Annotated in this window: 12 protein-coding genes and 1 tRNA gene; all 13 read right to left on the minus strand. The window is 64.6% G+C overall.

Features of this window, described 5'->3' with window-relative positions; genetic code table 11:
- Position 1: 1 nt before the first annotated feature.
- Complete coding sequence (gene nuoH, locus ACZLHH_RS16560) at positions 2 to 1,096, minus strand: NADH-quinone oxidoreductase subunit NuoH (RefSeq protein ID WP_006381129.1); 1,095 nt, start codon at positions 1,094 to 1,096, stop codon at positions 2 to 4.
- Complete coding sequence (nuoG, locus tag ACZLHH_RS16565; RefSeq protein ID WP_180844540.1) at positions 1,093 to 3,327, minus strand: NADH-quinone oxidoreductase subunit NuoG; 2,235 nt, start codon at positions 3,325 to 3,327, stop codon at positions 1,093 to 1,095. Before nuoG ends, nuoH begins: the two co-directional genes overlap by 4 nt.
- Entirely contained in the window at positions 3,324 to 4,664 is a 1,341-nt protein-coding gene (nuoF, locus tag ACZLHH_RS16570; RefSeq protein ID WP_006381131.1) for an NADH-quinone oxidoreductase subunit NuoF, read from the minus strand. The genes nuoG and nuoF overlap by 4 nt, the downstream gene beginning before the upstream one ends.
- 4 nt (positions 4,665 to 4,668) lie before the next feature.
- Complete coding sequence (gene nuoE, locus ACZLHH_RS16575; RefSeq protein ID WP_005410460.1) at positions 4,669 to 5,196, minus strand: NADH-quinone oxidoreductase subunit NuoE; 528 nt, start codon at positions 5,194 to 5,196, stop codon at positions 4,669 to 4,671.
- Between the two features lie 97 nt (positions 5,197 to 5,293).
- Positions 5,294 to 6,601, minus strand: coding sequence for an NADH-quinone oxidoreductase subunit D (locus tag ACZLHH_RS16580; RefSeq protein WP_005417935.1), 1,308 nt, complete (start codon positions 6,599 to 6,601; stop codon positions 5,294 to 5,296).
- Positions 6,598 to 7,347 (minus strand): NADH-quinone oxidoreductase subunit C, encoded by a 750-nt coding sequence (locus tag ACZLHH_RS16585; RefSeq protein ID WP_005410462.1) that lies wholly within the window; start codon positions 7,345 to 7,347, stop codon positions 6,598 to 6,600. Before ACZLHH_RS16585 ends, ACZLHH_RS16580 begins: the two co-directional genes overlap by 4 nt.
- A 33-nt stretch (positions 7,348 to 7,380) precedes the next feature.
- Positions 7,381 to 7,935 (minus strand): NuoB/complex I 20 kDa subunit family protein, encoded by a 555-nt coding sequence (locus ACZLHH_RS16590; RefSeq protein WP_005410463.1) that lies wholly within the window; start codon positions 7,933 to 7,935, stop codon positions 7,381 to 7,383.
- Positions 7,926 to 8,282 (minus strand): NADH-quinone oxidoreductase subunit A, encoded by a 357-nt coding sequence (locus ACZLHH_RS16595; protein ID WP_008265012.1) that lies wholly within the window; start codon positions 8,280 to 8,282, stop codon positions 7,926 to 7,928. Before ACZLHH_RS16595 ends, ACZLHH_RS16590 begins: the two co-directional genes overlap by 10 nt.
- A 111-nt stretch (positions 8,283 to 8,393) precedes the next feature.
- Positions 8,394 to 8,478 (minus strand) — tRNA-Leu (locus tag ACZLHH_RS16600).
- A 51-nt stretch (positions 8,479 to 8,529) separates the two neighbouring features.
- A complete protein-coding gene (secG, locus tag ACZLHH_RS16605; protein ID WP_010486424.1) occupies positions 8,530 to 8,967 on the minus strand; it encodes a preprotein translocase subunit SecG in 438 nt (145 codons plus the stop codon).
- Positions 8,968 to 8,998: 31 nt separating this feature from the next.
- Positions 8,999 to 9,754, minus strand: a complete 756-nt coding sequence (gene tpiA, locus ACZLHH_RS16610; RefSeq protein ID WP_032128643.1) for a triose-phosphate isomerase — start codon at positions 9,752 to 9,754, stop codon at positions 8,999 to 9,001.
- 807 nt (positions 9,755 to 10,561) lie between these two features.
- Positions 10,562 to 11,796 (minus strand): IS3 family transposase gene (locus ACZLHH_RS16615; RefSeq protein ID WP_223224739.1). Its coding sequence is split into 2 segments (ribosomal slippage): positions 10,562 to 11,445 and positions 11,445 to 11,796, totalling 1,236 coding nucleotides; the frame shifts between segments, so codons are not numbered across the junction.
- Between the two features lie 94 nt (positions 11,797 to 11,890).
- Positions 11,891 to 12,826 (minus strand): isopenicillin N synthase family dioxygenase, encoded by a 936-nt coding sequence (locus ACZLHH_RS16620; protein ID WP_032128257.1) that lies wholly within the window; start codon positions 12,824 to 12,826, stop codon positions 11,891 to 11,893.
- Positions 12,827 to 13,001: the final 175 nt, after the last annotated feature.

Here is a 13,001-nt window from a genome sequence, read left to right on the forward strand (position 1 = left end):
CTTAGACGCCCTTTTGAATCACGCCGAAGAACACCATGACGGCGGTAACCGCGATCCACAGAATGGCCAGCGGGATGAAGACCTTCCAGCCCAGGCGCATGATCTGGTCATAGCGGAAGCGCGGGAAGCTGGCACGGAACCAGATGTAGGCACTGGCGAAGAAGAACACCTTGACGAACAGCCACGGTGCACCGCCCTTCCAGATCCAGTCGACCAGCGGCGAGACGTCGCCGAAGTTGACCCAGCCCTGGATGGGGCTCAGCCAGCCGCCGAGGAAGAAGATCGAGATCAGGAAGCTGATCAGGATCATGTTGGCGTATTCGGCCAGGAAGAACAGCGCGAACGCACCGCCCGAGTACTCGACCATGTGGCCAGCGACGATTTCCGATTCACCTTCCACCACGTCGAACGGCGCGCGGTTGGTTTCGGCAACGCCCGACACCCAGTAGATGACGAACAGCGGGAACAGCGGCAGCAGGAACCAGTCGAAGAAACCGGAATTGCCGGCCTGCGCCATCACGATGTTGCTCAGGTTCAGGCTGCCCGAGGCGATCATCACGCCGACCAGGGCGAAGCCCATGGCGATTTCGTAGCTGATCATCTGCGCCGAGGCGCGCATCGCACCTAGGAACGCATACTTCGAGTTGGATGCCCAACCGGCCAGGATGATGCCGTAGATGCCCAGCGAGGTCATCGCCAGCAGGTACAGCAGGCCGGCGTTGGCGTTGGACAGCACGATCTGCGAATCGAAGGGGACCACCGACCAGGCCGCGAAGGCCGGGGCCAGGGTGATCAGCGGGGCCAGCAGGTAGATCGCCTTGTTGGCGCTGCTCGGCTGGACCACTTCCTTGAACAGCAGCTTGAAGACGTCGGCGAAGGCCTGGAAGATGCCCATGCCCACGTACATCGGGCCGTGGCGGACGTGCATCCAGCCGATCAGCTTGCGTTCCCAGACCACGTAGAAGGCCACCGAGATGATCACCGGAACGGTGATCACCAGGATCTTCAGGATGATCCAGATCAGCGCGCCGATGTCACCAAGGCCAAGCAGCCACTGGTGCAGCGGATCGACCGCGTTCAACAGCAATTCGTTCATGCAGCCACCACCGTTACGCGAGCGGCACCCAGCGGCGCGGTCGCGCCGTGGCCCGATTCAATCCAGACCGAACCCGCAGCGACGCGGGCGTCGATCACCACCGGCAGGGTGGCCTTGCCGGCATCGGTGCCGACCTTGGCCATCTGCCCTTCCTGCAGCTGCAGGCGAGCGGCATCTTCAGCGTTCAGCACGATGCGCGGGGCGTTGTTGAGCGGATGCGACTGCAGCGCCGGGGCGCGACGGACCACCGCATCGGTGCGGTAGATCGCGGCGGTCGAAGCCACTTCCAGGCCTTCGCCGGCAACCACCGGCTGTGCCGAGGCGGCAACGGCGACCGACACCGGGGCCAGGCTGGCGCGCAGGCCGGCCAGGTCGGTGAAGTCGAAACCGGCTACCGCCAGCTCACCGCCCAGGGCGCGCAGCACGCGCCAGCCCTCACGGGCCTCGCCCGGCAGCTTGCCGCCGGCACGCGCCGACTGCTCGCGACCATCGAGGTTGGTCAGGGTGGCGTCGATTTCCGGCAGCGCACCGATCGGCAGGATCACGTCGGCAACGTCGCGGGTGGAGACGCAGGCGAACTGGCTGAAGGCCACCACCTTGGCGCCGACCAGTGCCTTGCGCGCGGCGGGGGCGTCGGCGAAGTCCAGACCCGGCTCCAGGCCGTACACCACGTAGGCCTGGCGCGGCTGCGCCAGCATTGCGGCGACGTCCTTGCCGGCCGGCAGCACGCCTGCGCGGGTCAGGCCAACGGCGTTGGCACCCTGCGGGATGCGGCACAGCTTGGCACCGGTCGCAGCGGCGAAGTCACGCGCGGCGGCGCGGATCGCGGCAGCCTGCGGATGGTTTTCGGCGATGCCACCAACGATCAGCACGGTGTTGTTGCCGCCCTGCACGGCCGAACGCAGCTCGGCGTTGGCCAGCGCGTCGACGAACTTCGACGGCGCGACGATCTGCTTGCCGGCGATGCTGAAGGCGAAGTCGAAGTCCACCGGATTGACGACGTGGATCTTCGCGCCCTTGGTGGTCTGCGCCTTGCGCAGGCGGGCGTGCAGCAGCGGCAGTTCGTGGCGGATGTTGCTGCCCAGAACGACGATGCGGTCGGCGCCTTCGATCTCGGCGAGCGGCAGGCCGAACACTTCGGCGGTTGCGGCGTCGGAGAAATCGCGGTTGTTGATGCGGTGGTCGATGTTGCTCGAGCCCAGGCCCTTGGCCAGGCGGGCCAGCAGCGCGCCTTCCTCGTTCGAGGTGGACGGATGCACCAGCACGCCCAGGTTGTCGCCCTGGTTGGCCTTGAGGATCTCGACGGCCGCGGCCAGGCCTTCGGCCCAGCTCACTTCCTTCCACTCGCCATTGACCTTGCGCAGCGGCTTGACCGCACGGTCTTCGCTGTACAGGCCCTGGTGCGAGTAGCGGTCACGGTCGGACAGCCAGCACTCGTTCACCGCTTCGTTGTCGCGCGGCACGGTGCGCAGCACTTCGCCGCGACGCACGTGCAGGAACAGGTTCGAACCCATCGCGTCGTGGTAGCCCAGCGACTCGCGCGCGGTCAGTTCCCACGGGCGGGCGCGGAACTGGAACACCTTGTTGGTCAGTGCGCCGACCGGGCAGACGTCGACGACATTGCCGGACAGCTCGGTGGTCAGCGGCTTGCCGTCGAAGGTACCGATCTGCAGGTTCTCACCGCGGTACATGCCACCCAGCTCGTAGGTACCGGCAACGTCGGCGGTGAAGCGGACGCAGCGGGTGCACTGGATGCAGCGGGTCATCTCGGTGGCGACCAGCGGGCCCATGTCCTCGTCCGGCACCACGCGCTTGCGCTCGTTGAAGCGGCTGACCGAACGGCCATAGCCCAGCGACACGTCCTGCAGCTCGCACTCGCCGCCCTGATCGCAGATCGGGCAGTCCAGCGGGTGGTTGATGAGCAGGAACTCCATCACCGAGCGCTGGAACTTCAGTGCCTTCTCGCTGCGGGTGGCGACCTTCATGCCATCCATCACCGGGGTGGCGCAGGCCGGCGCCGGCTTCGGCGACTTTTCCACGTCCACCAGGCACATGCGGCAGTTGGCCGCGATCGGCAGCTTCTCGTGGTAGCAGAAGCGCGGAATCGAAATGCCGGCCTTGTCGGCCGCCTGGATGATCATCGAACCCTTGGGCACGACCAGCGACTTGCCATCGATTTCGATGGTCACGTGATCCGGTGGCACGTTCGGGTTTACGGGTTGCGCGCTCATGCGGCGGCTGCCTCCACCTTCTTGCCGTCAACCATCGAATGACCGTTGACGATGTAGTACTCGAATTCGTCCCAGAACTGGCGCAGGAAGCCCTGGATGGGCCATGCAGCCGCTTCACCGAACGCACAGATGGTGTGGCCTTCGATCTGGCCGGCCACCGCCTTCAGCTGGTGCAGGTCTTCCATCGTGGCCTTGCCGGCGACGATGCGCTCCAGCACGCGGTGCATCCAGCCGGTGCCTTCACGGCACGGGGTGCACTGGCCGCACGATTCCTTGTGGAAGAACTGGCTGATGCGGCAGGCGAACTTGACGCAGCAGACGCTGTCGTCGAGCACCACGATCGCACCCGAACCCAGGCCGGAGCCCAGCGCACGGATGGTGTCGTAGTCCATCGGCAGATCCTGCAGCTCGGCCGCGGTCAGTACCGGCATCGACACGCCGCCCGGGATCGCGCCCTTGAGGGTGCGGCCCGGACGCAGGCCACCGGCCATTTCCAGCAGGTCGTGGAACTTGGTGCCCAGCGGCACTTCGAAGTTGCCGCCGTTCTGCACGCAGCCGGACACCGAGAAGCACTTCGGACCGCCGTTGGCGGTCAGGCTCAGGCCCTTGAACCACTCCGGACCGTTGCGGATGATCGCCGGCACCGAACCATAGGTTTCGGTGTTGTTGATCGTCGACGGCTTGCCGTACAGGCCGAAGTTGGCCGGGAACGGCGGCTTGTAGCGCGGCTGGCCCTTCTTGCCTTCCAGCGATTCCATCAGCGCGGTTTCTTCGCCGCAGATGTACGCGCCGGCGCCCAGCGCACCGTAGATGTCGATGTCCACGCCCGAGCCCATCACGTTCTTGCCCAGCCAGCCATTTGCATAGGCGTCGGCCAGGGCCTGCTCGAAGTGCTCGAACGGCTCGTGGTGGAACTCACCGCGCAGGTAGTTGTAACCCACGGTCGAACCGGTGGCGTAGCAGGCGATCGCCATGCCTTCCACCACCGAATGCGGGTTGTAGCGCAGGATGTCGCGATCCTTGCAGGTGCCCGGCTCGGATTCGTCCGAGTTGCAGAGGATGTACTTCTGCATGTTGCCCTTGGGCATGAAGGACCACTTCAGGCCGGTCGGGAAGCCTGCGCCACCGCGGCCACGCAGGCCCGAGGCCTTGACCATCTCGATGACCTGCTCCGGCGGGATCTTCTCTTCGAGGATCTTGCGCAGGGCGGCGTAGCCACCGGTCTTCAGGTAGCTTTCGTACGACCACGGGGTGTCGTAATGCAGGGTGGTGTAGACCACCTGGTGCGGCAGCGGCGCGGGGCCGACCGGACCCTTGGATTCGTGGTGATGTGCCATGCCCTTACTCCAGCCCGTCCAGCAGCTCGTCGACCTTTTCCAGGGTCAGACGCTCATGGTAGTGACCGTTGATGACCATCATCGGCGCGCCACCGCAGCCGGCCAGGCACTCTTCCTCGCGCTTGAGGTAGACGCGGCCGTCCGGGGTCGATTCACCGTGCTTGATGCCCAGCTTCTTCTCGCAATGGCGGACGATGTCCTCGGCACCATTGAGCCAGCAGCTGATGTTGGTGCAGATGGCCACGTTGTTGCGGCCGACCTTCTCGGTCTCGAACATCGAGTAGAAGCTGGCGACCTCGTAGGCCCACACCGGCGGCAGGTCCAGGTACTTGGCCACGCCGGCGATCAGCTCGTCGGTCAGCCAGCCCTGGTTCTGCTCCTGGGCCGCATGCAGGCCCTGCAGCACGGCAGAGCGCTTGCGGTCCGGCGGGAACTTGGACAGCCAGTGATCGATGTGAGCGCGGGTCTTGTCGCTCAGCACCACCATCGGGTCGACGTCGCGCGCCGCCTCGAAATTACCTGTCGCCTTCATCGGCCGACCTCAGCGAAATGCATAACGTGAAATTCCAGAAACTGCGGCGCCGGCTTGCGCCGGCTGCCTGCAGCGGGCGTTGGCGTGGCGGACGGCATTACCGGTCAACCTCGCCGAACACCAGGTCGTAGGTACCGATCATCGCCACCACGTCGGCCAGCATGTGGCCGCGCACGACCGAATCGATCGAGGACAGGTGGGCGAAGCCCGGCGCACGCAGGTGCACGCGGAACGGCTTGTTGGCGCCATCGGAGACCAGGTAGCAGCCGAATTCGCCCTTCGGGGCTTCCACCGCCGAGTAGGTCTCGCCGGCCGGCACGCAGTAGCCCTCGCTGAACAGCTTGAAGTGGTGGATCAGCGCTTCCATGTCGTCCTTCATGTCCTCGCGCCTGGGCGGAGCAACCTTGAAGTTCTTCACCATCACCGGGCCGGGGTTGGCTTTCAGCCATGCCACGCACTGCTTGATGATGCGGTTGGACTCGCGCATTTCGGCAACGCGGACCAGGTAGCGGTCGTAGCAGTCGCCTTCCTTGCCCAGGGGGATGTCGAAATCGACGGCATCGTACTTGGCGTATGGGCGCTTCTTGCGAAGGTCCCAGGCAATGCCCGAGCCACGCAGCATCACGCCGGTCATGCCCCACTGGTGGGCCAGTTCCGGAGTGACCACGCCGATGCCGACGGTACGCTGCTTCCAGATACGGTTGTCGGTCAGCAGGGTTTCGTATTCGTCGATGCGCTTGGGGAACTCGACGGTGAAGTTCTCCAGGAAGTCCAGCAGCGAGCCTTCGCGCGAAGCATTGAGCTGCTTCAGCGCCTTGCCCTTGTGCCAGCGCGATTCCTTGTACTTCGGCATGTGGTCCGGCAGGTCGCGGTAGACACCGCCCGGACGGTAGTACGCCGCGTGCATGCGCGCGCCGGAGACCGCTTCATAGCAGTCCATCAGCTCTTCGCGCTCGCGGAAGGCATACAGCATCACCGCCATCGCACCCAGGTCGAGCGCGTTGGAGCCCAGCCACATCAGGTGGTTGAGGATGCGGGTGATTTCGTCGTACATGGTGCGGATGTACTGCGCACGCTCCGGCGCTTCGATGCCCATCAGGGTCTCGATCGCGCGCACGTAGGCGTGCTCGTTGCACATCATCGACACGTAATCCAGGCGATCCATGTAGCCGATCGACTGGTTGAACGGCTTGGACTCGGCCAGCTTTTCGGTACCACGGTGCAGCAGACCCACGTGCGGGTCGGCGCGCATGATGGTTTCGCCGTCCATTTCCAGGATCAGGCGCAGCACACCGTGCGCGGCCGGATGCTGCGGGCCGAAGTTCATGGTGTAGTTGCGGATTTCCTGCCGGCTTTCGGCGGCGTTGCTGGCGAAGGCTTCGCCGGCCTGGTGTACGTGGCTCACTTCACTGCCTCCTGCGCGCGCTCACCTTCTGCGGTCTGCAGACGGGCGTCGTCGCGGATCACGCGCGGCACGCCGACACGCGGCTCCACCGAGGTGACCGGTTCGTAGATCACGCGCTTCTTTTCTTCGTCGTAGCGGACTTCGACATTGCCGATCAGCGGGAAGTCCTTGCGGAACGGATGGCCGACGAAACCGTAGTCGGTCAGGATCCGGCGCAGGTCCGGGTGGCCTTCGAAGATCACGCCGTACAGGTCGAACGCTTCGCGCTCGAACCAGTTCAGGCCCGGCCAGATGCCGGTCAGCGAGGACACCACCGGCAGCGCTTCGTCAGGGGCGAAGCAGCGCAGGTGCATCATCAGGTTGTGCTGGTACGAACGCAGCTGGGCGACCACGGCGAAACGCTGGGTCGGCATGTGCTGCGGGCGGGCACCGTCGGCGCCGTTTTCCTCGGTGGGGAACTCGCCCCACGCGAAACGGCCCTGGGCCTTGCCTTCGACGCCACGGCTGAAGCCCTGCGAGGACACGTCGGCGGTGTCCCATTCGTCGGAGCCATAACCGAGGTAGTCGACGCCGCAGAGATCCACGGCCTGCTCGAAACCAAACTCGTCACGCAGCGCCAGGGCGGTGGCGTGCCACTCGGCGGCAGGCACTTCCAGCGTCACTTCGCCGCGGGGTTCGACCACGATGACCTTCGCACCTGCGAAACGTGCGGAGAGTCGGTCGATGAAGGATGCTTGCTCTGCCATGGGGGCTTGGCGCGCTCTTGTCAGGTGAAGGGGTCAGCGGGCGATGGTCTGTGTACGCCAGATCTTCTTCTGCAGCTGCAGGATCCCGTACACCAGCGCCTCGGCGGTCGGCGGGCAGCCCGGGACGTAGACGTCCACCGGCACCACGCGATCACAGCCGCGCACCACAGAATAGGAGTAGTGGTAATAGCCGCCACCATTGGCGCAGCTACCCATCGAGATGACCCACTTCGGGTCCGGCATCTGGTCGTAGACCTTGCGCAGCGCCGGGGCCATCTTGTTGACCAGGGTACCGGCCACGATCATCACGTCGGACTGACGCGGCGACGGGCGGAACACCACGCCGTAGCGGTCAAGGTCCAGGCGCGCGGCGCCGGCATGCATCATCTCGACCGCGCAGCAGGCCAGACCGAAGGTCATCGGCCACATCGAGCCGGTGCGCGCCCAGTTCAGCAGTGCATCGACGCTGGTGGTGACGAAGCCCTTTTCCAGCAGCGGGTTGTCGCCTTCCGGCCGCAGGATGTCATCAACCCGGCCTTCCGGCGTGGGGTTGTTCATGAGGCCATCGAGAGTCTGAATCACTCCCATTCCAGCGCTCCCTTCTTCCAGACGTAAATGAAACCGAGGAACAGCATGCCGACGAACAGGCCCATGGTGATGAGCGAACGGGCACCCAGCTCCATGAAGACCTGGGTCCACGGCACGATGAAGATGATTTCCAGGTCGAAGACGATGAACTGGATCGCGATCAGGTAGTAGCGCACGTCGAACTTCATGCGCGCGTCTTCGAAGGCCTCGAAGCCGCACTCGTACGGCGACAGCTTTTCCAGATCGGGGCGGCGGGGACCGAGGAATCGACCAACCAGCATCAGCGTAATGCCGATACCGGTGGCAACGATCAGAAACAGCAGAGACGGCAAATATTCGGCCAGCACAGCGATTCTCTCTTGCCTCTGCCGCCGCGCCTGCAGGCGCTTTGGCATGGGGGAGTGGACGGGAATCTGCCTGGCGCCTTGCGCGCCAGACGAACCCGCTTTACTTACAAATGGTGCCCAAGAGGGGACTCGAACCCCTACGACTTGCGTCGCTACCACCTCAAGGTAGTGCGTCTACCAATTCCGCCACCTGGGCAAACGATCACATCAGACTATCTTCCCGATGCGCCGCGTATTGTAACCGGCTTCAGTCTTTCTGGGAGCCTTCCGAAGGCTTTTCTTCACCAGAAACCGAAGATTCCGCCTGAGCCGGCACATTCGCGGCCGGAACCGGGGCGGCCGGGACCGCATCGGCCTTCGGAACGGCCGGCAGTTCGCCCGCCGGAGCCGCCGGAGCGACTGCCGCCGGTGCGGACATCAGGCCCAGATCCTGGTCGGCCGCCGGGCGGCTGCCATGACCGGCATACCAGGCCATGAAGAGGCTGATGCCGAAGAACACGACAGCCAGCCACTTGGTCGACTTGGACAGGAAGTTCGAGGCGCCGCGCGCACCGAACACCGTACCCGAGGCACCGGCACCAAAGCCCGAACCCGCCGCCGCACCCGAGCCACGCTGCATAAGGATCAGCGCGATCATGGCCACAGCGACCAGCACGTAGACGACATTGAGGATCAACATCAGCATTGGAAACCGCCCTCGGACAAAACTTCTAGGATTAGTTCGCGGCCGCCGCCCGTGCGATGGCCAGGAAGTCCGCGGCCACCAGGGAGGCGCCGCCGACCAGCCCACCATCGACATCCGGCTGCGCGAACAGTTCCCCGGCATTGTCGGGCTTCACGCTACCGCCGTAAACAATGGGCAGTGAATCAGCGATTCTAGCATCGATACGCGCGACTTCGCCACGGATGAACGCGTGCACCTGCTGCGCCTGCTCCTTGGTAGCGGTACGGCCGGTACCGATGGCCCAGACCGGCTCGTAGGCGACCACGGCCTTGGCGAAACCGGCCGCGCCGACCAGCTCCAGCACCGGCGCCAGCTGGCCGGCGATGACCGCTTCGGTCTGCCCGGCCTCGCGCTGCTCCAGGGTCTCGCCCACGCACAGCACCGGCACCAGGCCGGCGTGCTGGGCGGCGGCGAACTTGCGTGCGACCAGCTCGCTGCTTTCGTGGTGGTACTGGCGGCGCTCGGAATGGCCGACCAGGCCATAGCGGGCGCCGACCTCGACCAGCATGGCGGCGCAGACCTCGCCGGTGTAGGCGCCCTTCTCGTTGCTGCTCACGTCCTGCGCGCCAAAGGCCAGGCCGGTCTCGCCGAAGTCCTCGACCAGCTCCCCGAGGTAGGGCAGCGGCGGCAGGATCACCACGTCCACCCCCTCCAGCGGCAGCCCGGCGGCGACCTGCCCCAGCAGTTCATTGGCGAATTGACGGCTGCCATGCAGCTTCCAGTTTCCGGCGACGATCTTGCGGCGCATGAGCGGGTGGCTCCTGTGTGAAGTCAGCCGGTCATGATACCCGTTACGGCAAAAATCCGTTTCCGTGTAAGCGGTTACATGGATTTTCAGCCAACGGCGCAGCCCCTCGTGGCGGGGGTGGGGTTGGGTTGGTCGCGGAGAGCCCGGTTGGACTTGGGGCTTGGCCGGGCGGGTGGGACTGCGCAGGGGGCGCTGCAAGTCCCCCTCCGGGGCCCGGCCCAGCCGCTGGCGGCTGTGCGTTCTGGCGCTTGCGAAGCAGTGCTTCGCAAGCAAAGCGCCCTCACCCCTGTAAGCTCGGTCGCCGCATCCATGCGGCTCACGCCCCTGCGCAGCCCCACCCGCCCGGCCTCTGACACATTCCGGCGGTTCCGCCCGCCACGGAAAGAAAAAAGAAGAGCAAGAGCAAAGGCAAAAGCTGCAATCCGGGTTGCTACCGGTTAGATCAACCCCCTACCCCACTTGGATCTGACAGATCTCATCCACGCATGGCGTGGATCTACCGTGTCGACCAAGGTCGACACCTACCGGGAATCGCGATTTACCCACCGTCACCGGGAAACTGTCGGGGGTGGGGCGGTGTGGGTTGGCAGGACCGTTGGCGCCATGGATGGCGCCATCGAGCCCCCAGGGACGGGTTTACGGCGTGTCCTGCCAACCCACACCGCCCCGCCCAACCAGCAGAAGCCCAGAGCCGCTTTGGCTTTGGACTTGCCGGCCAGCGGCCGGCACTACCGCGGGTGCGGGGCGCAGCCCTGCTGACTCGTCCTGCCATAGGTTGACACCGATGGGTGGATGGTCCGGCCGCCGTCAGGCGGCCAAAGACGCCCGATGCATCGCATCGGGCGTCTGCATTTTAAGGGACAGGTGGGGGCGCTCAGCGTTGTAGATGTCTACGGCCTCAGCCACCATCTGGCGGGCTTGCCCCAGGTCCCGTGGGCGATGAAGCAGGAACTCGCACTTGAGGATCCCGTTGACTCGCTCTGCCAGAGCGTTCTGATAGCAGTCGTAGCCGTCGGTCATCGAGCAGGTCAGGCCGTGCCGCGCATGGATCTTCTGGTAGTAATCCGAGCAGTACTGGATTCCACGATCAGAGTGATGGATCAGCTTCTGCGGTGTCTTTCTCCCTTTCAGCGCCATCTCCAGCGCCTGAGCTACCTGCTCTGTCTGTAGCGTTTCATGCACGCTCCAGCCCACGATCTTGCGCGACCAGGCATCGGTGACCAGGCTCAGATACACGAACTTCCCCTGCGTCGGCAGATAGGTGATGTCCGCCACCCACACCTGCTCGCTACCGGTTGGTATTACGCATCCTTGGCCAGGTTTGAGCAGATTCGGATGCCTGCGAAAGCGATGATGGCTGTCGGTAGTCTTGTGATAAGCCCGACGTTTCGGTACCAGCAGGCGCGCTTCCCGAAGTACGTCAAACAACCGGTCACGCCCCATGGTGATTCCCGCCGCCTGCAGCTTCGGTCCGATCAAATGGTGCAACTTGCGCGTCCCGATCCGTGGCTGCCGCACGCGGCAATCGCTCACCAGCGCCAGTGCTTTGGTCTCGCTGGCGCGTCGTCGTTGATGCCGGCACCCCGCTTGATAGAACGCCTGTCGACTGATGCCGAAATGGCGGCAAGCCCTTGCCACGCTTACGCCTTTGAGGCGCCCTTGCGTGAGGACTTGCCTGAAGGCTTTTTTACGATGCGCACCCCGTAATCCTCTTTGAGGACATCCACGATGGCTTCGAAAAGCTGTGCTTTCTCGTTGGCCTCCCGCAACTGGACCTGCAGGGCCTTGATCTGTTGTTCCGGCGTCAGCGGCGTGGCCGGTCCACTTTTGGGAGAAGTCGTCATGGGGGCAGATGATGCACCACCTGACCAATCTTGCCGACCATGGCGGCGAAGCCACTTCAGAACCGTGCTGCTACCTTGGATACCGTATCGCTCCTGAGCCTTCTTATAGGTCAGTTCTCCACGCTCGACCTGATCGACCACGGACAACTTGAAGGCCAGCGAGTAATCCCGCTGACTGCGCCTGATTGTTGATTTCATTGAACATTCCTTTTCCAGAGGGAAAAGGTGTCAACCCAATTCAGGACGGGTCATGCTAAAGAAAAAGGCCGCCTTTCGGCGGCCTCACTTCTCATTACTTCAGCTTGATCTCGCGCAGGCGTTCCTCGAGGAAGCCATGGGCGGTGATCGCCTCCGGGTACCGGCTCGGGTTCTCCGGGGTGATGCAGGACGGCAGCACGTCGATCAGATAGTCCGGGTTCGGATGCAGGAAGAACGGCACCGAGTAGCGCGGCTGGCGCGCCAGCTCACCCGGGGGGTTGACCACGCGGTGGATGGTCGACGGGTACACGTGGTTGGTCAGGCGCTGCAGCATGTCGCCGATGTTGACCACGATGGTGTCCGCGTCCGAGGTGAACGGCACCCACTCGCCCTCGTGCGACTGCACTTCCAGGCCCGCGGCGCTGGCGCCGACCAGCAGGGTGATGAAGTTGATGTCGCCATGCGCGCCGGCGCGCACGTTCGGGATGTCGTCGGTGGTGATCGGCGGGTAGTGGATCGGGCGCAGGATCGAGTTGCCGAAGTTGGTCTTGTCGGCGAAGAAGTCTTCCGGCAGGCCGATGTGCAGGGCCAGCGCCGACAGTACGCGCGAACCCAGGTTGTCCAGCGCCTGGTACAGGCCGTAACCGCGCTCGCGGAAGCCCTCGACCTCGGTCGGCCACAGGTTCGGCGCCATCACGTCGCGGTACTTGGAGTCGTCGGCGATCTCGCGACCGATGTGCCAGAACTCCTTCAGGTCGAAATGCTTGGAGCCCTTGGCGGTCTCCACGCCGAACGGGGTGTAGCCGCGGGCGCCGCCACTGCCGGCCACGTGGTACTTGCGCTTGACTTCCTCCGGCAGGGCGAAGAAGGCCTTGAAGGCATCGTAGGCCGCGTCGATGTCGGCCTGCGGGATGCCGTGGTTGCGGATGCCCGCGAATCCCCATTGGCGGTAGGCCGCGCCCAGCTCGGCCACGAAGGCCTCGCGGTCGCTGTCGAAACGGGTGATGTCGAGGGTGGGGATCTGGCTCACAGCGGTTCCTGGCTTGTCGTTGGGTCTGGAAGGGCCAGCGCATTCATGGCCCACCTGAACATTGTGACAGATCGCCCGGGGGACGCCACTCGATACGAAGAAACAAACCGATACAATGCGCAACCCGCGCGCGGATTAACGATTCCGTCACAACCGGGACTCCCGCCCCTGTTCC

It is taken from the genome of Stenotrophomonas sp. 28608_Sma (assembly GCF_056486185.1).

What these genes read in the sequence shown, in the direction of transcription:
- nuoH (WP_006381129.1), bottom strand. Translation starts at nt 1,096, where the DNA reads ATGAACGAATTGCTGTTGAACGCGGTCGATCCGCTGCACCAGTGGCTG.
- nuoG (WP_180844540.1), bottom strand. Translation starts at nt 3,327, where the DNA reads ATGAGCGCGCAACCCGTAAACCCGAACGTGCCACCGGATCACGTGACC.
- nuoF (WP_006381131.1), bottom strand. Translation starts at nt 4,664, where the DNA reads ATGGCACATCACCACGAATCCAAGGGTCCGGTCGGCCCCGCGCCGCTG.
- nuoE (WP_005410460.1), bottom strand. Translation starts at nt 5,196, where the DNA reads ATGAAGGCGACAGGTAATTTCGAGGCGGCGCGCGACGTCGACCCGATG.
- ACZLHH_RS16585 (WP_005410462.1), bottom strand. Translation starts at nt 7,347, where the DNA reads ATGGCAGAGCAAGCATCCTTCATCGACCGACTCTCCGCACGTTTCGCA.
- ACZLHH_RS16590 (WP_005410463.1), bottom strand. Translation starts at nt 7,935, where the DNA reads ATGGGAGTGATTCAGACTCTCGATGGCCTCATGAACAACCCCACGCCG.
- secG (WP_010486424.1), bottom strand. Translation starts at nt 8,967, where the DNA reads ATGCTGATGTTGATCCTCAATGTCGTCTACGTGCTGGTCGCTGTGGCC.
- tpiA (WP_032128643.1), bottom strand. Translation starts at nt 9,754, where the DNA reads ATGCGCCGCAAGATCGTCGCCGGAAACTGGAAGCTGCATGGCAGCCGT.